The sequence below is a fragment of the Vibrio olivae genome, assembly GCF_042428525.1.
GTDB lineage: Bacteria > Pseudomonadota > Gammaproteobacteria > Enterobacterales > Vibrionaceae > Vibrio > Vibrio olivae.
In genome coordinates this window covers 2,018,067-2,038,565 of the sequence record NZ_JBHMEP010000001.1, presented here as the reverse complement: position 1 = coordinate 2,038,565, position 20,499 = coordinate 2,018,067, and the positions used below count along the sequence as shown (strand labels likewise).

At 44.9% G+C, this 20,499-nt stretch carries 19 protein-coding genes; 13 read left to right on the top strand and 6 right to left on the bottom strand.

The features are described from left to right. Window positions 1-92 precede the first annotated feature (92 nt). Window positions 93-1,010, top strand: coding sequence for a UDP-3-O-acyl-N-acetylglucosamine deacetylase (lpxC, locus tag ACFFUV_RS09420; RefSeq protein WP_390191562.1), 918 nt, complete (start codon window positions 93-95; stop codon window positions 1,008-1,010). A 48-nt stretch (window positions 1,011-1,058) separates the two neighbouring features. Here the strand turns inward: lpxC and ACFFUV_RS09415 are convergent, their stop codons facing one another. After that, window positions 1,059-1,526, bottom strand: coding sequence for a DUF721 domain-containing protein (locus tag ACFFUV_RS09415; RefSeq protein WP_390191560.1), 468 nt, complete (start codon window positions 1,524-1,526; stop codon window positions 1,059-1,061). A gap of 317 nt (window positions 1,527-1,843) precedes the next feature. Between ACFFUV_RS09415 and secA the strand changes: the two genes are divergently transcribed. The 6 genes from secA to ACFFUV_RS09385 all read left to right on the top strand — a co-directional run bounded on the left by secA (window position 1,844) and on the right by ACFFUV_RS09385 (window position 11,833). Then, complete coding sequence (gene secA / locus ACFFUV_RS09410; RefSeq protein WP_390191925.1) at window positions 1,844-4,573, top strand: preprotein translocase subunit SecA; 2,730 nt, start codon at window positions 1,844-1,846, stop codon at window positions 4,571-4,573. A 98-nt stretch (window positions 4,574-4,671) separates the two neighbouring features. Beyond that, window positions 4,672-5,070: an 8-oxo-dGTP diphosphatase MutT gene (gene mutT / locus ACFFUV_RS09405; RefSeq protein WP_390191557.1), complete on the top strand. Its 399-nt coding sequence runs from the start codon at window positions 4,672-4,674 to the stop codon at window positions 5,068-5,070. A 96-nt stretch (window positions 5,071-5,166) separates the two neighbouring features. Next, window positions 5,167-5,976, top strand: a complete 810-nt coding sequence (dapB, locus tag ACFFUV_RS09400) for a 4-hydroxy-tetrahydrodipicolinate reductase (RefSeq protein ID WP_390191554.1) — start codon at window positions 5,167-5,169, stop codon at window positions 5,974-5,976. 483 nt (window positions 5,977-6,459) lie between these two features. Further along, window positions 6,460-7,599 carry a glutamine-hydrolyzing carbamoyl-phosphate synthase small subunit gene (gene carA / locus ACFFUV_RS09395; protein WP_390191551.1) on the top strand — a complete coding sequence of 380 codons (1,140 nt, stop codon included), beginning with the start codon at window positions 6,460-6,462 and terminating at the stop codon, window positions 7,597-7,599. A gap of 16 nt (window positions 7,600-7,615) precedes the next feature. Beyond that, window positions 7,616-10,846: a carbamoyl-phosphate synthase large subunit gene (gene carB, locus ACFFUV_RS09390; RefSeq protein ID WP_390191548.1), complete on the top strand. Its 3,231-nt coding sequence runs from the start codon at window positions 7,616-7,618 to the stop codon at window positions 10,844-10,846. A gap of 207 nt (window positions 10,847-11,053) precedes the next feature. After that, window positions 11,054-11,833 (top strand): TSUP family transporter, encoded by a 780-nt coding sequence (locus tag ACFFUV_RS09385; RefSeq protein ID WP_390191546.1) that lies wholly within the window; start codon window positions 11,054-11,056, stop codon window positions 11,831-11,833. On the opposite strand, the gene ACFFUV_RS09380 is transcribed toward ACFFUV_RS09385, so the two are convergent. From ACFFUV_RS09380 to grcA, 4 genes are all read right to left on the bottom strand, one after another. Further along, complete coding sequence (locus ACFFUV_RS09380; protein WP_390191543.1) at window positions 11,763-12,629, bottom strand: LysR family transcriptional regulator; 867 nt, start codon at window positions 12,627-12,629, stop codon at window positions 11,763-11,765. The genes ACFFUV_RS09385 and ACFFUV_RS09380 overlap by 71 nt on opposite strands. A gap of 66 nt (window positions 12,630-12,695) precedes the next feature. Then, the gene (locus tag ACFFUV_RS09375; protein ID WP_390191541.1) at window positions 12,696-13,256 is read right to left on the bottom strand and encodes a flavodoxin family protein; all 561 of its coding nucleotides are present in this window, start codon (window positions 13,254-13,256) and stop codon (window positions 12,696-12,698) included. After that, complete coding sequence (locus ACFFUV_RS09370; RefSeq protein ID WP_390191538.1) at window positions 13,243-13,662, bottom strand: VOC family protein; 420 nt, start codon at window positions 13,660-13,662, stop codon at window positions 13,243-13,245. The genes ACFFUV_RS09375 and ACFFUV_RS09370 overlap by 14 nt, the downstream gene beginning before the upstream one ends. Window positions 13,663-13,931: 269 nt before the next feature. Then, window positions 13,932-14,309 (bottom strand): autonomous glycyl radical cofactor GrcA, encoded by a 378-nt coding sequence (gene grcA, locus ACFFUV_RS09365; protein WP_390191535.1) that lies wholly within the window; start codon window positions 14,307-14,309, stop codon window positions 13,932-13,934. A gap of 321 nt (window positions 14,310-14,630) precedes the next feature. Here grcA and nfo point away from each other — a divergent pair, with 321 nt between their 5' ends. The 3 genes from nfo (at window position 14,631) to ACFFUV_RS09350 (ending at window position 17,083) form a co-directional block, all read left to right on the top strand. Beyond that, window positions 14,631-15,503, top strand: a complete 873-nt coding sequence (nfo, locus tag ACFFUV_RS09360; protein WP_390191533.1) for a deoxyribonuclease IV — start codon at window positions 14,631-14,633, stop codon at window positions 15,501-15,503. Between the two features lie 252 nt (window positions 15,504-15,755). Continuing rightward, window positions 15,756-16,448 carry a uracil-DNA glycosylase gene (ung, locus tag ACFFUV_RS09355; protein ID WP_390191530.1) on the top strand — a complete coding sequence of 231 codons (693 nt, stop codon included), beginning with the start codon at window positions 15,756-15,758 and terminating at the stop codon, window positions 16,446-16,448. 83 nt (window positions 16,449-16,531) lie between these two features. After that, a complete protein-coding gene (locus tag ACFFUV_RS09350) occupies window positions 16,532-17,083 on the top strand; it encodes a hemerythrin domain-containing protein (RefSeq protein ID WP_390191529.1) in 552 nt (183 codons plus the stop codon). Between the two features lie 69 nt (window positions 17,084-17,152). On the opposite strand, the gene ACFFUV_RS09345 is transcribed toward ACFFUV_RS09350, so the two are convergent. Continuing rightward, window positions 17,153-17,335: a DUF3545 family protein gene (locus ACFFUV_RS09345; protein WP_390191526.1), complete on the bottom strand. Its 183-nt coding sequence runs from the start codon at window positions 17,333-17,335 to the stop codon at window positions 17,153-17,155. A 702-nt stretch (window positions 17,336-18,037) separates the two neighbouring features. On the opposite strand from ACFFUV_RS09345, the gene ACFFUV_RS09340 reads away from it, so the two are divergent. The 3 genes from ACFFUV_RS09340 (at window position 18,038) to ACFFUV_RS09330 (ending at window position 20,498) form a co-directional block, all read left to right on the top strand. Further along, window positions 18,038-19,468 (top strand): alanine/glycine:cation symporter family protein, encoded by a 1,431-nt coding sequence (locus ACFFUV_RS09340; RefSeq protein ID WP_390191523.1) that lies wholly within the window; start codon window positions 18,038-18,040, stop codon window positions 19,466-19,468. Window positions 19,469-19,571: 103 nt separating this feature from the next. Next, window positions 19,572-20,348 carry a peroxide stress protein YaaA gene (gene yaaA / locus ACFFUV_RS09335; protein ID WP_390191520.1) on the top strand — a complete coding sequence of 259 codons (777 nt, stop codon included), beginning with the start codon at window positions 19,572-19,574 and terminating at the stop codon, window positions 20,346-20,348. Between the two features lie 9 nt (window positions 20,349-20,357). Then, window positions 20,358-20,498: a DUF5363 family protein gene (locus ACFFUV_RS09330; protein WP_390191518.1), complete on the top strand. Its 141-nt coding sequence runs from the start codon at window positions 20,358-20,360 to the stop codon at window positions 20,496-20,498. Window position 20,499: the final 1 nt, after the last annotated feature.

The window sequence follows — 20,499 nt, the reverse complement described above, 5'->3', positions numbered from 1 at the left end:
TCAGAATTTGACAAGGTTCAAATTTGTGGTACGATCCGCGGTCAATAAATCTCGTTGACCGTGATTTGTAGCACTTACTAAGAGGCAAGCAGATGATCAGACAAAGAACTCTGAAGGAAATAGTGAAAACAACTGGTGTGGGTCTCCACTCTGGTCGTAAAGTCACGTTGACTCTTCGCCCTGCTGCTGCAAATACCGGTGTAATTTATCGTCGTACTGACTTAAATCCACCCGTGGATTTTCCAGCTGACCCAGCCGCAGTTCGTGACACTATGTTATGTACCGCGTTGGTGAACGATGATGGTATTCGTATTTCGACAGTAGAGCACTTGAGCTCTGCGCTGTCAGGTATGGGTATCGACAACGTGATTATCGAAGTGGACGCACCTGAAATCCCAATTATGGATGGTAGTGCCAGTCCGTTTGTCTTCCTGCTACAACAAGCAGGTATTGAAGAGCAGAACGCGCTTAAGCGTTTTATTCGCATCAAGAAACCTGTGCGTTTTGAAGATGGCGACAAATGGGCCGAGTTCAAACCGTATAACGGTTTCCGTATGGACTTCGAAATTGAGTTTAACCATCCGGCGATCGAAGCTGACGAACAGCATTTGGTTTTTGACTTCTCTTCTCAAGGTTTTGTGAAAGAGATTTCCCGTGCTCGTACGTTCGGTTTTATGCGTGATATTGAATACCTTCAATCACAAAACTTGGTGCTTGGCGGTAGTTTTGATAATGCGATTGTTCTGGATGATTACCGAATTCTTAACGAAGAAGGCCTGCGCTTTGAAAATGAGTTTGTGACTCATAAAGTGTTGGATGCCATTGGTGACTTGTACATGTGTGGTCACCCCATTCTTGGTGAATTCCGTGCCTTTAAATCAGGTCATGGTCTAAATAACCAGTTGCTACGTAAAGTACTGGCAACCCAAGATGCATGGGAATGGGCAACATTTGAAGAAGAAGTCGTTTCTCCTGTTGCATTTGCTGATCCAAATATGGTTCTCGCTTAAGATATAGATTGTATAAAACCAGGCTTCGGCCTGGTTTTTTTATGGCTGTTATTTACTGTTTTCAGGCTGGTTATCTGCCATGTTTGCCAGTTGCTCTAAGCGTTTTTTTACTTTGGGCGATGCATTGCTCGCAATCATATGGAGATAGCTCGCTGCATTTTTTGAGATCGGTGGACGTGGCGTTGATGTCTTTTCTGGGGATGACTTTTGTGCATAAAGTCGAGGATTGATGACCACAGTAACTGCAATCAGCCTTGCATAGCCGAGCGTTCTTAATTGATTCAGGATGTGCAAACGATCGTAATCGATCTTCATTTTGATCGCGGCGCTCGCCACTTCCAGGATCAATTGGCCATCGCGGATATTGGCTGCGCGGCAATGATTTTCCGTTCCGCGTGGCAAGATCTTCCGCAGATCCTTATTCAACTTCAGGATCTCTGAAGCTTGCTGTTGTAGTTCGGCAAAGCGGCTTTGAGAAATGATCTCGTTGCCAAGAGTGGGGCGATGATCTCTCATGATGAACCTTAATAAACGCTGTTGAATGGATTGTAATCGATAATGGATAGCATCACAGCCTGATTATCGCCAAACCGTAAAATATTGATAGAAAAAATTAAAAGTGGTTCAAACAAATGACTTTGTTGTTGGTCGTTAGCAAAAAAATTCCTTACACTAGTGGCCACTTGTAACCTGAAGCCTTGAAAATCTAAGTTTGAGTCACAATATCAGAGTGATAAATGACTTATCTCAGTATTCTTAGTTCAAAACTGGTAGAGACTGAAGGCATTGAGATCAGATCACAACCGATCGAAGTAAAGAGAGATTCACAACACATGATAGCTAAGCTACTGACAAAAGTGATTGGCAGTCGCAATGATCGCACATTACGCCGCCTTAGAAAGATTGTTAAAGAAATAAATAATTACGAGCCTACCTTTGAAGCGCTTTCCGATGATGAACTAAAAGCCAAAACGATTGAATTTCGTCAACGCTTGGAAAAGGGTGAAACGCTAGATCAGTTGCTTCCTGAAGCGTTCGCAACCGTCCGTGAAGCTTCAAAACGTGTGTTTGGCATGCGTCATTTTGACGTTCAGCTCATTGGTGGCATGGTGTTAAATGCTGGTCAAATTGCTGAAATGCGTACTGGTGAAGGTAAAACACTCACCGCGACTTTGCCTGCTTATTTAAATGCTCTACCAGGACACGGTGTTCATGTGGTCACCGTCAACGATTACCTTGCTGCTCGTGATGCCGAAACCAACAGACCACTGTTCGAATTCTTGGGGATGACCGTCGGTGTTAATGTACCGAACATGCCTCCACAAGAGAAAAAACAAGCTTACCTAGCTGATATTCTTTACGGTACAAACAACGAATTTGGTTTCGATTATCTGCGTGACAACATGGCATTTCGCGCGGAAGACCGCGTGCAACGAGCCCGCTTTTTTGCCATTGTCGATGAAGTTGACTCGATTTTAATTGATGAGGCACGTACGCCACTTATCATCTCTGGCCCCGCTGAAGACAGTTCTGATCTTTATACTCGTGTGAACACCTTGATTCCTCATCTTCAACAGCAAGACCAAGAAGATTCAGAAGAATATCGCGGTGACGGCCATTACACGGTTGATGAAAAATCAAAGCAAGTGTATTTGACGGAGAATGGTCAAGAATTTGTCGAAGAGCTATTGGTCAGTAATGGCCTGATGCAAGAAGGTGAAACTCTATACTCTCCCGCTAACATCAGCTTACTGCATCACGTAAACGCTGCATTACGTGCTCATGTGTTGTTTGAACGTAACGTTGACTACATTGTTACTGACGATGGTGATGTGGTTATCGTTGATGAGCATACCGGACGTACCATGCCGGGACGCCGTTGGTCAGAAGGCTTACATCAAGCGGTTGAAGCCAAAGAAGGCGTTAAGATTCAAAACGAAAACCAAACACTGGCTTCGATTACCTTCCAGAATTTCTTCCGTCTATACGACAAGCTGTCTGGTATGACAGGTACTGCTGACACGGAAGCGTTTGAGTTCCAACAAATCTACGGTCTAGAAACGGTGGTTATTCCGACTAACCGTCCGATGATCCGTAATGATATGCCGGATGTGGTGTACCGTACAGAAGCGGAAAAATTTGCCGCCATCATTGAAGATATTAAAGAGCGTGTTGAGCAAGGACAGCCAGTTTTGGTTGGTACCGTATCGATTGAAAAATCAGAACTGCTTTCTAACGCGTTGAAAAAAGCCAAAGTTAAGCACAATGTTCTGAACGCTAAATTCCATGAAAAAGAAGCTGAAATTGTCGCTGAAGCAGGTAAACCTGGCTCGGTGACGATTGCGACTAACATGGCGGGTCGTGGTACCGATATCGTGTTGGGCGGCAGCTGGCAAAGCAAAGTCGAAACACTTGAAAATCCTACTCAGCAACAAATCGATGAAATCAAAGCTGAGTGGCGTGAAGTGCACGATCAAGTATTAGCATCTGGCGGTTTGCATATTATTGGTACTGAACGCCATGAATCTCGCCGTATTGATAACCAGCTACGTGGTCGTTCTGGTCGTCAAGGGGATGCAGGTTCTTCACGTTTCTACCTTTCTATGGAAGACTCACTGCTTCGAATCTTTACCTCTGATCGTATGGCAAGCTTGATTCAAAGCGGTATGGAAGAGGGAGAAGCGATTGAAAGTAAGATGCTTTCTCGCTCTATCGAAAAAGCGCAACGTAAGGTGGAAGGCCGTAACTTTGATATTCGTAAACAGCTACTGGAATACGATGACGTCGCGAACGATCAACGTAAAGTGGTTTATGAATTGCGTGATGAGCTCATGAATGCGCCAGACATCAGTGAAATGATCGAACAAAACCGTGTTGATGTTTTGACATCGGTTATTGATGAATATGTACCGCCGCAATCTTTGGAAGACATGTGGGATGTGAAAGGGCTTGAGGATCGTCTGAAAAATGATTTCGATTTAGAGCTCCCCATTGCTCAGTGGTTGGAAGAAGACGACAAGCTGTATGAAGAAGCATTGCGTGAGAAAATCATTGATGCGGCAGTTGAAGTCTATAAAGCGAAAGAAGAAGTGGTCGGTAGCGAAGTACTGCGCAACTTTGAAAAATCCGTGATGTTGCAGACTCTAGATACGTTGTGGAAAGAGCACTTAGCCGCAATGGATCATTTACGTCAAGGTATTCATCTGCGTGGTTATGCTCAAAAGAACCCGAAACAAGAGTACAAGCGTGAGTCGTTTGAACTGTTTGAAGGACTGCTGGATTCATTGAAATCTGACGTAATTACTATCTTGTCGAAAGTACGTGTACAGCAGCAAGAAGAAGTTGAACGTATGGAAGCCCAGCGTCAAGCGCAAGCAGAAGAAGCGGCGCGCTTAGCCCAAGCCCAACATGCTTCAGCAGAAAACCCACTGGGTGAAGAGGAAGCGGCGGAGGATGCGCATGCTCAACCTATGGTTCGTGAAGAACGCAAAGTTGGCCGCAACGAGCCATGTCCTTGTGGGAGTGGTAAGAAATACAAACAGTGCCATGGTAAGATTGAATAAACCAGTGGTAAGGTAATCAATTAAAAGAGTCGCTTGGGCGACTCTTTTTTGTATCTGTAACAGCCTCGTTCCACACGAGTGATTTAAAGGGAAAAGACATGAAACGTACTCACATCGTCGCGGCGATCATTTTTAATCCAGACCAAAGCGAAGTGTTTATAACCAAGCGCCCAAGTGATAAGCACAAAGGTGGATTTTGGGAATTTCCTGGTGGCAAAGTTGAAGCGCAAGAGAGTATTGAGCAAGCCATGTGCCGAGAGTTGGATGAAGAAATCGGTATTGAAGTTACAAAGCAAAGCCTGTTTGAACACCTCGAGTATGACTATTCAGATAAATCACTGACGTTTGATTTTATTGTGGTCAGTGAATTTCGCGGGCAACCATACGGCAAAGAAGGTCAAGAAGGGCAATGGGTTAAGCTCCATCAACTGACGGATTACGCCTTTCCTGAAGCAAATGTACCGATTCTGAAGCGAGTCATAGCAGAGTTTGCTTAAACACTGGTGGTTGGTAAAGAATCTTGTTAGTTTAACTGGATGAAATGAGTAAGCAGCAATGGGAACTGCCCGTTGCCGAAAGATGGAGATAGAGCAATGGTTAGAATTGCGATAGCAGGAGCAGCTGGACGAATGGGGCGCAATTTAGTGAAAGCGACGCTTCATCATCCTCAAGCCGAATTAGGAGCAGGATCGGAACGTCCTGAATCATCATTAGTCGGTGTGGATATCGGTGAGTTATGTGGCGAACGCAAACTCAGTGTTGCTGTGGTTGATGATCTTGAAAAGCATGTCGATGACTACGACGTCATTATTGATTTCACTGCGCCTTCAAGCACCTTAGCTAACCTTGAACTGTGTAAAAACTACAACAAGAAAATCGTGATCGGCACTACTGGGTTTAGTGAGCAAGAACGTCAGCAGATCGATGAGTATGCTCAATCGGTAGCGATCGTAATGGCACCAAATTATAGCGTCGGTGTGAACTTAGTCTTTAAGTTGCTTGAGAAAGCGGCCAAAGTCATGGGGGATTATTGCGATATTGAAGTGATTGAAGCCCATCATCGCCATAAAGTCGATGCGCCGTCAGGCACTGCTATCGGTATGGGAGAGGCCATTGCTGGAGCGATGGGGAATCAGCTTAGTGACGTTGCTGTCTATGCTCGTGAGGGAATTACTGGCGAGCGTAAGCGAGAAGAGATTGGTTTTGCGACGATTCGCGCCGGCGATATTGTTGGTGAACACACCGCGATGTTTGCGGATATTGGTGAACGAGTAGAAATTACTCACAAAGCGACAGACCGCATGACTTTTGCCAATGGAGCAGTGAAAGCCGCTGTGTGGTTAGACACGCATTCCTCCGGTTTTTATACCATGACCGACGTGCTCGGATTAAATGAGCTATAAATGGATAATTATGCGCTAACTTAGGTTGGCGCTTTTTTTTTAGCCAAAAACTGGGCTGAATATTTTTAGTGGCTAAAAATAGGTGTTTTTAAGCTACTTTTCTTTTATTTATGTCGCTCTGTACTCTATTTGTTTATAACCTCATTAAAATTCAATGGAAAGTAAGTAAGCGTAACGTTTGCTTCGGTAACTAAATAAAAACTCATCTATTACGCCCCCTTATAATTCCCTTAATGATTAAAGGTGCTCTGATTTTGGCTATTTGGCCAACTTAAGTTGCCTTTTTAGGCGTTACTTTGTATTTTTTGCTCATATCCAATTAAATAAAGAATATATTTTTTATCGGTTATTGACAGAATATACTGGCGTAATTAGAATACCGCCAATTTGTCTAAACCCCCTGAATTCGATTATACTGCGAGTCATGGAAGGCAAGTTTGCAATTTAATTTATAATTTATGCATTTTTATTCCGGAGGTTGTCTTGAGTAAATCAGCACTGTTAGTCCTAGAAGATGGGACAGTGTTCCACGGAGTTTCCATTGGAGCAGATGGTATATCCGTTGGTGAAGTTGTTTTTAATACCTCGATGACGGGGTACCAAGAAATTCTCACTGACCCTTCCTATTCCCAACAAATTGTCACCCTGACTTACCCACATATTGGTAATACTGGTACCAATAATGAAGATGAAGAATCCACTTCAATTCATGCACAAGGCCTTGTGATTCGCGATCTCCCTCTTATCGCTTCTAACTTCCGCAGTGAACAAACCCTCTCTGATTACCTTAAATCGCAAAACATTGTCGGTATTGCCGATATTGATACACGTAAACTGACGCGTATTTTGCGAGAGAAAGGGGCGCAGAATGGTTGCATTATGGCCGGTGACAACCTTGACCAAGCGCTAGCGTTAACGAAAGCGCAGGAGTTTCCGGGTCTAAAAGGCATGGATTTGGCAAAAGAAGTAACGACGCAAGAGACGTATGCTTGGCAACAAGGCTCTTGGACTCTAGAAGGCGGCTTACCTGAAGCGAAAGCGGATGCTGACTTGCCTTATCACGTCGTCGCTTACGATTTCGGCGCAAAGCGCAACATTCTACGCATGCTGGTTGACCGCGGCTGCCGTTTAACGGTTGTGCCTGCACAAACGTCTGCAGAAGAGGTTCTGGCGCTCAACCCCGATGGCATTTTCTTATCTAACGGCCCTGGTGACCCAGAACCATGTACTTACGCAATTGAAGCAACCAAAACATTCTTAGATAAGAACATTCCGCTGTTTGGTATCTGCTTAGGGCATCAAATTCTTGCTCTGGCCTCAGGGGTACAAACAGTGAAGATGAAGTTTGGTCATCACGGCGCAAACCATCCAGTGAAAGATCTTGACCGTGGTGTGGTTATGATTACTTCGCAAAACCATGGGTTTGCCGCAGACGAGAAAACGCTGCCAGATAACCTTCGTGCCACTCACGTGTCATTATTCGATGGGTCACTACAAGGAATTCATCGTACCGATAAGCCTGCATTTAGTTTCCAAGGTCACCCAGAAGCGAGCCCTGGCCCTCATGATGCAGCGCCACTTTTTGACCACTTCATTGACTTGATTAAACAACACAGCGCTTAATTTCGGAGTAGTAAAGATGCCAAAACGTACTGATATTAAAAGCATTCTTATTTTAGGTGCTGGTCCGATTGTTATCGGTCAAGCCTGTGAGTTTGATTATTCAGGAGCGCAAGCGTGTAAAGCGCTGCGCGAAGAGGGTTACCGAGTTATTTTGGTCAACTCAAACCCGGCTACCATCATGACGGATCCTGAAATGGCGGATGCGACTTACATTGAGCCAATCAACTGGCAAGTCGTACGCAAAATCATTGAAAAAGAACGTCCAGATGCCGTGCTGCCAACCATGGGTGGGCAAACTGCACTGAACTGTGCATTAGAACTTGAAAAACAAGGTGTGCTGGCTGAGTTTGGCGTTGAAATGATCGGTGCAACTGCCGATGCGATAGATAAAGCTGAAGACCGTTCTCGCTTTGATAAAGCGATGAAATCGATTGGCCTTGAGTGCCCTCGCGCAGATACCGCGAAAAGCATGGAAGAAGCTTATAGCGTACTCGAAAAAGTCGGCTTCCCATGTATTATCCGTCCTTCATTTACTATGGGTGGTACCGGTGGCGGTATCGCGTATAACAAAGAAGAGTTTGATGAAATTTGTCATCGTGGCTTGGATCTTTCACCAACCAATGAACTGCTTATTGATGAATCATTGATTGGTTGGAAAGAGTATGAGATGGAAGTGGTTCGTGACAAAGCCGACAACTGTATCATCGTCTGCTCAATTGAAAACTTTGATGCGATGGGCATTCATACTGGTGATTCAATCACCGTGGCGCCAGCACAAACCCTGACAGATAAAGAGTACCAATTGATGCGTAATGCATCTTTGGCGGTTTTGCGTGAAATCGGCGTTGAAACCGGTGGCTCCAACGTACAGTTTGGTATCAACCCAGAAGATGGGCGTATGGTTATCATTGAGATGAACCCTCGTGTTTCTCGCTCTTCGGCGTTGGCGTCAAAAGCCACAGGCTTCCCTATTGCCAAAGTCGCGGCGAAGTTGGCGGTTGGCTTTACGCTTGACGAATTGATGAACGACATCACTGGCGGAGCTACGCCAGCTTCTTTTGAACCGACAATCGACTATGTCGTTACTAAGATTCCTCGCTTCAACTTTGAAAAATTTGCTGGCGCCAATGACCGTTTGACTACGCAGATGAAGTCAGTCGGTGAGGTGATGGCCATTGGTCGTAACCAACAAGAGTCTCTACAAAAAGCACTCCGTGGCTTGGAAGTTGGCTCCAACGGTTTTGATGAAATGGTTGACCTTGAAGCACCCGATGCGCTCTCTAAAATTCGTTATGAGCTTAAAGAAGCGGGCGCTGAACGCATTTGGTACATCGCTGACGCATTCCGAGCGGGTTTGTCGGTAGATGGTGTGTTCAACTTAACCAACATTGACCGTTGGTTCTTGGTTCAAATTGAAGAGTTAGTCAGACTGGAAGAGCAGGTAAAAGCGGGCGGCTTTGCCGGTTTAACCAAAGACGTACTGCGCACCATGAAGCGTAAAGGTTTCTCTGACGCACGTTTGTCGACGCTACTTGGCGTGTCAGAAAATGAAATTCGTCGTCTTCGTGACCAATTTGATATTCACCCTGTCTACAAGCGTGTTGACACCTGTGCGGCTGAATTCTCTTCAGATACTGCTTACATGTACTCATCGTACGATGAAGAGTGTGAAGCCAATCCAACGGACAAAGACAAAATCATGGTACTTGGCGGCGGTCCAAACCGTATCGGTCAAGGCATTGAATTTGACTACTGCTGTGTTCACGCTTCCCTTGCGTTACGTGAAGACGGTTACGAAACCATCATGGTTAACTGTAATCCTGAAACCGTATCTACTGACTACGATACATCAGACCGCCTCTACTTTGAGCCTGTGACTCTGGAAGATGTTCTGGCAATTGTACGTGTTGAAAAACCCAAAGGCGTGATTGTCCAATACGGTGGTCAAACGCCACTGAAATTGGCGCGAGCCCTGGAAGCTGCGGGTGTGCCAGTGATTGGTACGAGCCCTGATGCGATTGACCGTGCCGAAGACCGTGAGCGTTTCCAACAAGCGGTTGAGCGTCTTGGGCTAAAACAGCCAGAAAATGCAACGGTGACTGCGATTGAACAAGCGGTCGAGAAATCTCGTGAAATTGGTTTCCCTCTGGTTGTACGTCCTTCATACGTTCTAGGTGGACGTGCGATGGAGATTGTTTATGATGAGAGCGACCTACGCCGTTACTTCAATGAAGCAGTCAGTGTCTCAAATGAGTCTCCAGTTCTATTAGACCGTTTCCTTGATGACGCCACTGAAGTTGATATCGACGCGATTTGTGATGGTGAACGCGTGGTGATTGGCGGCATCATGGAACATATTGAACAGGCAGGTGTTCACTCTGGTGATTCAGCATGTTCACTTCCTGCTTATACGCTTAGCCAAGAGATCCAAGATGTGATGCGTGAGCAAGTGGAGAAGCTGGCGTTTGAACTTGGTGTCCGTGGCTTGATGAATACTCAGTTTGCGGTTAAAGATGATGAAGTCTACCTCATCGAAGTTAACCCTCGCGCAGCTCGTACAGTGCCGTTTGTTTCTAAAGCAACGGGGGCGCCGCTCGCAAAAATTGCAGCGCGTGTTATGGCTGGGCAAAGCCTAGAGTCTCAAGGGTTCACTAAAGAGATCATTCCACCGTACTACTCAGTAAAAGAAGTGGTCTTGCCGTTTAACAAATTCCCTGGTGTTGACCCGCTACTAGGTCCTGAAATGCGTTCTACTGGTGAAGTGATGGGCGTTGGAGCGACTTTTGCTGAAGCGTACGCAAAAGCCGAACTGGGTTCAGGCAGCGTTTACCCTGAGGGTGGACGAGCTCTGCTTTCAGTCCGTGAGGGCGATAAACAGCGCGTGGTCGACTTAGCGTCAAAATTGGTGAAACTGGGGTATCAGCTCGATGCGACTCATGGTACCGCGGTAATTCTTGGAGAGGCAGGGATTAACCCTCGTTTGGTGAATAAGGTTCATGAAGGTCGTCCTCATATTCTTGACCGTATCAAGAACAATGAATACACCTACATCGTGAATACGGCCGCTGGTCGTCAAGCGATTGAAGACTCCAAAGTGCTTCGCCGTGGTGCGCTGGCTGAGAAGGTTAACTACACCACCACGCTTAATGCAGCGTTTGCTACTTGTATGGCTCACACCTCTGATGCCACTGCGAGTGTCATGTCGGTTCAAGAGCTGCACGCTAAAGTACAACAAGGCCAAGCTTAATCACTTGGCAATATAACGACAGTAAGCGCTAAAGCTTATCTGACAACCTCATTACCCGCTCATTGAGCGGGTTTTTTTATCTCTTATTATCATCCATAGAAATGATGAATATTTGGAAAGGGTTTCAGTCTTAGCTTTCGCTAACTCAATCCGTAAGTACAGTGATAGTGTCTGTTTATTCAAGTCGTTAAAGGATGTTGTAACACCATGGAGCTCTCGGTTGAGATCATATTGATGCTGTTTTTTGTCGCTGGCGTCGCAGGGTTTATTGATGCGATGGCGGGAGGCGGTGGGTTAATTACGCTGCCTGCATTGTTAGCTGCGGGCATTCCTCCGACTCAAGCGCTGGCGACCAATAAGTTACAAAGCTCCTTTGGTAGCTTTTCAGCCAGTTGGTATTTTGTGCGCAGCGGTATTGTTAAATTGAGCGAAATGAAGCTAGCGATTGGTTGTACCTTTGTGGGGGCTGCCCTCGGCGCTGAAGCGGTGCAATTCATTGATGCTGGGGTGCTTACTAGCCTGATTCCTATACTGCTGGTCGCCATTTCACTCTATTTTTTACTCGCGCCTTCAACCCGTCAGGTCAAAGGTAAGGCTTCACTGTCTGAAGGCATGTTTGCTTTGTGCGTGGGTGGCGGCGTTGGGTTTTACGATGGCTTTTTTGGGCCTGGAACTGGTTCTATCTTTGCCGTGTGTTTTGTGGCTATTGCTCAGTTGTCTTTAGTTGAAGCCACGGCTAGAACCAAAATACTCAATTTTACCTCTAATATTGCGGCCTTACTGTTTTTCGTTCTCGCTGGGTTACCCATTTGGAAGCTCGGTTTAACCATGGCAATCGGTGGTTTTCTTGGCGCACGTCTAGGGGCAAAAGTCGTGGTTACTCAAGGACAAAAATGGATTCGACCTTTAGTGATCATTATGTCGATGGCCATGGCGCTGAAATTGCTTTGGGAACAGCATCATCAATGGCTGTTATCAAGCTTCTGATCCGTGGGTTCTTATACGAGTGTGGTCGTAAACAGATGTGAAGTGGACGGTAGAGACCGCGCAATTCTTCGAACTGAAAACAGTATTGTCTCGATATTTTTAAGGTGTTGACCATGGATAACGGCACGATGGCAGGCGCAACACCGGCTAACGCTAATTGCGCAGCAGCAGAGTAGGAGTCCATTTCCATTAACGGTGCGATACCTAATTGGTTAAGGACCAGACGTTGATAGCTATTAGCTGGATTATTGAGATCGTTGGTGATGACACAAGCTGGTAGCTGAGTAAGTGGTTGCTTACTGATGGTGTAGAAAGGTTCGTCAGTAAGATGTATCGCCTTCAAGCCATGATGGCTTGGAATGTGACCGGCACAAATTCCTAATGTTGCCTGACCGGATTGAACATTTTCTACGATGCGAGGTGTATGATTAGTGGTGATGTTAAGGTGCGGATCTTGGTGTAAATGATGACTAAAGACATCACTTAAAAAACCCGCCACTAAGGTTTCAGAGCAGTCAATGCGTAGTGGTGTACTGTCAGGCAGCGTTTGCTGATCAAAAATCAGCCCTTGCAGTTCATTAAAACTCGGACCGATATTCTCAATCAGGGCTACAGCGTCCGCAGTAAGGCGTACTTGACGGCCATCTGGTTCAATCAAACGCTTACCTAATTTCCGCTCAAGGTTCGCAATCCGTTTACTGACCGCCGACGCGCTAATATATAGCTGGCTGCCAGTTCGGCTCATGGTTTTATGTTTGCTGAGAATCAGCAGGGTTTCGATACCTTCAAGTAACACGTATTAATCATGAACATTAGGAAACAATAGGTTTAAATTAACCGATGTTTAACGAGGTGACTAGCGTCATTTCACCAACTTGGCGATACGTTGACCAAAATAGAACGCGGTCGCTAAATCATTGTCTTCGATTTGTTGATGATTGGGCAGAGGGCTCGCAACTAAGCCCAAACTCGACCCTGTACGATTAAGGTTGAGTGTGTCGGTAAACTGTGAAACATCAAGGCCTGCCCAAAGCATGCCATGCTGACAAGCTAAAGCAAACATGGCGAGTAGCGTTTGTTGTTGCTCGCCGTTGAGACTTCCGCCTGAAGTAAAGCCCGCCGCTATTTTATTTCTCCAAGCTTTCGCAACATAGCAATCACTGCTGGCATCCATAAAGGCTTTGAACTGTGCGGCAGGTGAGCCCATATAAGTTGGACTACCAAACACAATCGCATCGCAACCAACGAGCATGTCAAAGATCGCCGAGTTTTGATAACGTCCGGCGACAATATCGTTGTCTTGTATCTTGATACTCATGACGGGTATATCCTGACTTTGAATACCTTCCTCGATATGCTTAGCCAGTGAGCTTGTGTTTCCTTGTTTGGAATAAAAAACGATGCCAATCTTAGGTTGCTTCATAGTGATTTCTCTGTTGCGGATTGCGTGTTAAATATTCGATAAACTCCCACTCAATGCCATCGTCATCATAGAAGTAGATACGCTTTCGAAATGCTTCTCGACGTTCCATATTCTTACGATAACCTGCCACCGTTAACCGCTGAGCAACCTCTTCGACGTTGTCAACGACGAGCCCGATGTGATTGACCCCGACATCAAAATAAGGTGTACGAACCACATGGGGTTTGGACTTGGGTTCACGCTCTTGTATGGCAAGATAACTGCTGTCTGTGCCAATATGGCACCAGCGTTTGGTGTCGGTTCCTTGGTGGCGAACTTGGAATTCAGGCATCGCGGTAGAGATAAACAGCACCGTGCTCTCAAGGTTTTTTACTGTCAAATTGACGTGTTCAACATAAGCATTCATCTCTGCTCCTTAGTCAATTGGATTCAAGACACACGCGATGAAGCCCCCAGACTCTGGTTTTCATGCTCCATGGTGTTATTAAGTAAAGTTAATTGCTTATTAACTTAGCCGATGATCTAATTAAGTAAATAAAAAACTTTATTTAAACCGATAGGAGAGGTGAAATAGTGATCGAAATCGCTATTTTGATCGTGATGGGTCGAACGGAAAGCAAAAAAACGGTGCTTAATTAAGCACCGTTTGGTAGAAACTGAAAGTGTAATCAGCGATTATAGCGACTCAGTAAAGGTACGAGCGATAACATCGCGTTGTTGTTCTGGAGTCAGTGAGTTAAAACGCACTGCGTAACCAGAAACACGAATCGTTAGTTGTGGGTATTTATCCGGGTTTGCTACTGCATCTTCTAACGTTTCACGTTTTAGAACGTTAACGTTCAGGTGCTGACCGCCTTCAATAAGAGGTTGAGTTTGAATCTCAACAGGACGGCTCTCGTAGTCACCTAGGTCACTCAGAGTCACAACTTGGTCGGTTTCGAAGCCTTTAGTGGCGGCCACACAACGAGCTTCTTTCGCTTCATCATCAAGAAGCCAAATGGTATTAAGTAGGTCGTCGTTAGCTGCTTTTGTAATTTGAATACCTTGGATCATTACAATCTCCTAGTCCACAGAGTGGGCGTTGTGGGTGTTAACTGCTTAGAGTATTGAACTACACCAGTTACTGCGTAGCGAATAACCACTATTTTAATATTGATTTGAGTCAAAAGACAACTTAAAACATTTATTTTTTTAAGGTTATTTTGATGTTGAGTGGGTATTTTTCTTTTTAAATTAATGCTTTAAATTATTTTTTATTAATTAAAATAATTTTTAATTAAACTAATGTTGTAAATTTACAACATTATTGTGTCATTTAATCTACTCGTTTATGAACGGAGTACTCACGAATTTAGAGGATGAATGGGTAAAGCAATGCCAAAATTTGGAAATAAATACATTGGTGCGCATGTCTCTGCTGCAGGTGGCGTCGATAATGCCCCTTTGAGAGCGGCGGAAATTGGTGCTAACGCATTTGCACTGTTTACCAAAAATCAGCGTCAGTGGGCGGCTAAGCCTCTCGATCCTGAGGTCATTGCGCGCTTCAAAAACCATTGTCGGCAATATGGCTTTGGGCCTGAGCAAATATTGCCCCATGATTCGTACTTAATTAACTTAGGTGCCCCAGATGACGAAAAACTCAGTAAATCTCGTGCTGCATTTATTGATGAGTTTGAGCGTTGTTTTCAACTTGGACTTAGTTTGTTGAATTTTCATCCTGGCAGTCACTTAAAACAAATTTCCGAATCCGATTGCCTAACACGCATTGCGGAGTCAATTAATCTGGCTCATCAACGGGTTCCGGATGTGATTGCGGTGATTGAAAATACCGCTGGTCAAGGCAGTAATTTAGGTTGGCGATTTGAACAGTTGGCGGAAATTATTGATCAAGTTGAGGATAAAAACCGGGTCGGAGTTTGCCTCGATACATGCCACGCTTTTGCCGCAGGTTACGATCTTGGCAGTGAACAAGGGTGTGAGCAGGTATTTGCGGAATTTGAAAGGATCGTTGGTATGCACTATTTACGTGCAATGCATGTAAATGATTCAAAAGGCGCTCGAGGATCTCGTCTGGATCGTCATCACTCACTTGGGCAAGGAGAGATAGGTTGGCCTTGTTTCGAATATATCGCTAAAGATCCTCGATTTGATAATATTCCGTTGATTTTAGAGACGATCAACCCCGAAATATGGCCTGATGAGATCGCTCACCTAAGAACAATTCACTGTAAAACACTCGCAAATTAGATAAGTTGGCATCTTTTTTTCATGTTGTGATCTTGAGCATCAAGAAGTCTGTAGTGAAAGGAGGATGCCATGTCATACACACATTCAGTTAATACGATTCGACCTACCCGTTTTCCGGTACCTAACCGTCCTATTACTGGACGTGGGCATCACCGAACGCCGCAGACTCGTTAAGTTTTCAGACCAATAACGAGTTGTTATTGAGTGAGTTTTTGAGAAAATACCCTTATACATTTGATGAGGGTAGCAGCGATGGAACACACGCTAACATGGCACGACGTTATTGGGGATGAAAAGCGACAAAGTTACTTTGTCGACACTCTGACATTTGTTGAATCTGAGCGCAGAGCAGGGAAAGCGATTTTTCCTCCGGAAAAAGACGTGTTCAACGCCTTTCGAGCTACAGAGTTCAACCAAGTTAAAGTCGTGATGCTAGGGCAAGATCCTTACCATGGACCTAACCAAGCTCACGGCCTTTGCTTCTCGGTGTTGCCTGGGGTGAAAACGCCTCCATCGCTGGTCAATATGTATAAGGAGCTCGCTGCGGATATTGATGGCTTTGAGATTCCTCGCCATGGATATTTGCAGCACTGGGCAGAGCAAGGGGTGTTAATGCTTAATACCGTGCTGACGGTCGAGCAGGGTAAGGCCCATTCGCATGCTAAAACCGGTTGGGAAACGTTTACCGATAAAGTCATTGAGTCGATCAACCAGCATCAAGAAGGGGTGGTATTCCTACTCTGGGGATCGCATGCTCAGAAAAAAGGCCGCTTTATTAATCGTGCGAAGCACCATGTACTGGCGGCGCCACATCCGTCTCCGCTATCAGCCCACCGTGGATTCTTAGGGTGCCGACACTTTTCAAAGGCGAATGAGCTGCTTGTTCAGCAGGGAAAAACACCGATTGATTGGCGGTTACCAATGGATATTCAGCCTGTGGCATAAATGGTCAAATTTCGACCTCATTCAAAGCAAGAGTAGTGACTCTCATATACACTTAGAGAAAGTAAGTGTTAAGGAGAGGCACTATGATGATCGAGCGTATTCGAAGAGAGCATGGTTACATGGTCCGTTTACTGGCGATTTTACGCCGTAAATTGGTGCTATTGCAGCAAGAAATGCCAGTAAACTACAATTTGGTCCACGATATAGTTGATTATTTAGCAACCCATTCAGAGCGGGTGCATCATCCAAAAGAAGATATTTTGTATCTGTATTTTTTAGAAAAATATGGTCACGAAGCCAATGTCGCTAATTTGGAGTTAGAGCATCAAGAGTTGTCTGAAAAAACGCATCATTTTCTTAATACCATCGATATGGTATTGCAAGACGCGGTTGTGCCGCAGCATGTGCTGATAGAACAGCTAGAAAACTTTATCTTGCAGCAAAAACGCCATTTGGATATGGAGGAACAGTCAATCTTGCCGCTTATCCAACAATCTTTTACCGCTTCTGATTGGCAAGCCGTCGAAGGCTTATGGAACGTCGATGAAGATGATCCAGTCTTTGGTGACACCATCGCTGAGCAATATCAGCAATTGGCTCAGAGAGTTCGCCAAACAGAAGATGAGTGTGTTTAACACGCTAAATGTGCGAGTGTATAGATACAAAAAGAAAAGGCGCTCGATAAGTCGAGCGCCTTTTCTTTATTAAAACTCTAGTTTGTCGAGGTCCTCAAAGCCAATATCCATATCCATTAGCTCCTTTTGTAGCCGTTGGCGATCCTTGATAGCTTCGATTTCACGCCATTTACGTTTGACTGGTTTAGAACGAGTTGCACGTAGTTTAGGAAACTCTGTGTCCATGATTTCATCAAAATTTAAGCCTTCCATAAGCACCTCTTGTTATTTCGTCACTCCTCGAAAGGAATTTTTAAATACCACTCTACGAAGATCGTATCCTTGATTGATTTCTCATTTGTTGCATTTCCATGAAGTTTTTATGCAAAACGCGTACCTCGTTCAGCTTGCTATTGGACGGTTTGGATAAAAAGTAGTCAACTGGTGTTAACCAAAGTGTGAGTTTGGAAAAATTGTGATGTTAATGAGGTGTGGTCAAAATCACGTTTTTAGCGTGTTTCATTCTTTAAACGCCAATGAAAAATAGTATCTGTTGATGATGTGAATGGAAAAACCAGAGGGAGGAATTGACAACCTTTACCACTCAAGGGGTTAGTCGAGTACATCGATTTTACCAACTAGAGGAAATACACTCTGCTAGAGTTACAAGTTTGGGGTTATATTGTTTTGGTTATGTGCTGTTAATGTAACTTAATCTGTTAACGTTTGGTGACTTTATAGTGAAAAATAGGAATTGAAAGCATATTATTGCATATTGATTTTTGTCTTGAGTGGCTGCATTATCCGCCGGTCAAAAAACACAGACTCGTAAAATGGAAGCATGAGGCGATATTTTACAAGTTCAAACTGCCAAACCTATTAATAAAAATTGACTAAGCCTTGTTGACACTTAGTCGTGCAGTTTGAGGGAAGGCTAGGAAGCAGAGGTCAGTGTAAACTCACTATGAGGATCGTATGACAGATATTATCAATTTGATGAATAGCCTACTTTGGGGCTCTATTCTGGTTTATCTATTGGTGGGCGTGGGAATTTACTTCACGTTCCGTCTCGGATTTATTCAATTCCGCCATTTTACGCATATGTTTAAAGTGTTGAAAAACAGCCGTAAAGCGGACAATTCTGGTATTTCTTCTTTTCAAGCACTTTGTACCAGTCTTGCGGCACGTGTCGGTACCGGAAACATGGCAGGGGTGGCCGTTGCCCTGACTGCTGGTGGCCCTGGCGCTATCTTCTGGATGTGGATGATTGCGATGCTTGGTATGGCGACATCGTTTGCTGAAAGCACTTTGGCGCAGCTCTACAAGACCAAAGATGAGGATGGTAACTACCGAGGCGGTCCGGCTTACTATATTGAAAAAGGGCTTGGCATGCGCTGGATGGGCGTGCTTTTCTCTGTACTGCTGTTGATTGCTTTTGGTTTGGTGTTTAACGCAGTGCAAGCCAACTCAATCGCGAATGCAATGAACCACGCTTTTGGCTGGCAAGAGAACTATGTCGGTATCGGTGTTGTGGTACTATCAGCGATTGTTATCTTTGGTGGGATTAAGCGTATTGCAAAGACCGCAGAGATGATTGTACCTATCATGGCGCTTGCGTATCTTGCACTGGCGCTCATCATCATGTTTAGTAACATCGAAAAACTGCCAGCGGTATTAGCGCTTATCTTTAAGAGTGCATTTGGCTTCCAAGAAGCGGCGGCAGGCGGCCTAGGCTACGCAATAGCACAAGCGATGATTAACGGTGTTAAACGTGGCTTGTTCTCAAACGAAGCAGGTATGGGGTCTGCGCCGAACGCGGCGGCTTCTGCTACACCTTATCCACCACATCCAGCCTCGCAAGGTTATGTGCAGATGCTGGGCGTATTTATGGATACCATCGTCATCTGTTCATCAACGGTTGCGATTATTTTGATGTCTGGTGAATATGTACCTCATAGCGAGATCACTGGGATTGAGTTGACTCAGGCAGCGCTGAGTTCACAAGTTGGTGATTGGGGCGGCATGTTTGTCGCGGTGGCGATCTTCTTCTTTGCTTTTACGTCGATTATCGCTAACTATTCGTACGCTGAAACAAACCTGATCTTCCTTGAACGAAATCATAAAGCGGGCATCAGTCTTTTCCGTTTGGTGTTCTTGGCGATGGTCATGTTTGGCGCGGTGGCTTCTTTACCGACGGTTTGGTCATTGGCCGATGTATCGATGGGCTTGATGGCGATTGTTAACTTGGTGGCGATTCTCCTTCTTTCTGGCATCGTGATTAAACTCGCCAAAGATTACAATCAGCAATTGAAGGCTGGTAAAGTTCCCAGTTTTGACCCGGATAAATTTCCTGAACTGAAGTCGCAGTTGGAAGAGGGGATTTGGGATAAAAATTCTCGCTCATAGGTCGAAACTATCGACATGATTCTTAAAGCCATGCAGACAATGCATGGCTTTTTTTGTACTCTAGAAACATAAAGATAATCGGATTAAGTAAAGAGAAGCCAACATGTTAATTGTCGTATCACCTGCAAAAACACTGGACTACGAATCATCGTTACCGACCGATAAGCATACCTTACCTGAGTTAACGGACTACTCTAAGCAATTGATTGACGTATGTCGTAAGCTCACGCCTGCAGATGTCTCTTCGCTGATGAAAGTCAGTGATAAGATCGCCGCGCTCAATGTCGCTCGTTTCGAGCAATGGAGTGAAACCTTTACCCAAGAGAATGCTCGCCAAGCGATTTTTGCGTTTAAAGGGGACGTATATACCGGGCTAGATGCCCTATCTCTTTCTCAAGACGATTTAGACTATGCTCAGAAACATTTACGAATGCTGTCTGGATTATACGGTCTCTTGAAGCCGCTGGACTTGATGCAACCTTACCGTTTAGAGATGGGAACCAAGCTGAGCAACCCAAAAGGGAGCAACCTCTACCAATTTTGGGGCAACATCATCACTGAAAAGTTAAACCAAGCGATTCAAGCGCAAGGGGATAACGTTCTGGTGAATTTAGCGTCGAACGAATATTTTAAATCGGTCAAACCTAAAAGCTTAGATGCGCAGATTATTACGCCTATTTTCAAAGATTGTAAAAATGGCCAGTATAAAGTCATCAGCTTCTATGCCAAAAAGGCTCGCGGAATGATGGCGCGCTACATCATTGAAAATCGCATTGAAAGTGTGGCTGACTTAACTAAGTTTGATACGGCTGGCTATTACTTTTGCGAACAAGAGTCAACGCCGACCGATTTGGTGTTTAAGCGTGAAGAGCAAAAATAGGTAACGATTATGTGGCAACGTTTCAAGCAATGGCTCGCTCGCTATGATGCTTGGTGTCAGTCTATGGGGTTAACACCTGAGCAGAAGCGCAGTTGTGTGCCGTATCGAAAAGAGTGGCAAGCGGACGATCACCAAAACAAGCGACACTGAC

Excerpts from the sequence above, each read along its gene's own strand:
- lpxC (WP_390191562.1), top strand. The coding sequence starts at position 93 with ATGATCAGACAAAGAACTCTGAAGGAAATAGTGAAAACAACTGGTGTG.
- ACFFUV_RS09415 (WP_390191560.1), bottom strand. The coding sequence starts at position 1,526 with ATGAGAGATCATCGCCCCACTCTTGGCAACGAGATCATTTCTCAAAGC.
- secA (WP_390191925.1), top strand. The coding sequence starts at position 1,844 with ATGATAGCTAAGCTACTGACAAAAGTGATTGGCAGTCGCAATGATCGC.
- mutT (WP_390191557.1), top strand. The coding sequence starts at position 4,672 with ATGAAACGTACTCACATCGTCGCGGCGATCATTTTTAATCCAGACCAA.
- dapB (WP_390191554.1), top strand. The coding sequence starts at position 5,167 with ATGGTTAGAATTGCGATAGCAGGAGCAGCTGGACGAATGGGGCGCAAT.
- carB (WP_390191548.1), top strand. The coding sequence starts at position 7,616 with ATGCCAAAACGTACTGATATTAAAAGCATTCTTATTTTAGGTGCTGGT.
- ACFFUV_RS09385 (WP_390191546.1), top strand. The coding sequence starts at position 11,054 with ATGGAGCTCTCGGTTGAGATCATATTGATGCTGTTTTTTGTCGCTGGC.
- ACFFUV_RS09375 (WP_390191541.1), bottom strand. The coding sequence starts at position 13,256 with ATGAAGCAACCTAAGATTGGCATCGTTTTTTATTCCAAACAAGGAAAC.
- ACFFUV_RS09370 (WP_390191538.1), bottom strand. The coding sequence starts at position 13,662 with ATGAATGCTTATGTTGAACACGTCAATTTGACAGTAAAAAACCTTGAG.
- grcA (WP_390191535.1), bottom strand. The coding sequence starts at position 14,309 with ATGATCCAAGGTATTCAAATTACAAAAGCAGCTAACGACGACCTACTT.
- nfo (WP_390191533.1), top strand. The coding sequence starts at position 14,631 with ATGCCAAAATTTGGAAATAAATACATTGGTGCGCATGTCTCTGCTGCA.
- ung (WP_390191530.1), top strand. The coding sequence starts at position 15,756 with ATGGAACACACGCTAACATGGCACGACGTTATTGGGGATGAAAAGCGA.
- ACFFUV_RS09350 (WP_390191529.1), top strand. The coding sequence starts at position 16,532 with ATGATGATCGAGCGTATTCGAAGAGAGCATGGTTACATGGTCCGTTTA.
- ACFFUV_RS09345 (WP_390191526.1), bottom strand. The coding sequence starts at position 17,335 with ATGGAAGGCTTAAATTTTGATGAAATCATGGACACAGAGTTTCCTAAA.
- ACFFUV_RS09340 (WP_390191523.1), top strand. The coding sequence starts at position 18,038 with ATGACAGATATTATCAATTTGATGAATAGCCTACTTTGGGGCTCTATT.
- yaaA (WP_390191520.1), top strand. The coding sequence starts at position 19,572 with ATGTTAATTGTCGTATCACCTGCAAAAACACTGGACTACGAATCATCG.
- ACFFUV_RS09330 (WP_390191518.1), top strand. The coding sequence starts at position 20,358 with ATGTGGCAACGTTTCAAGCAATGGCTCGCTCGCTATGATGCTTGGTGT.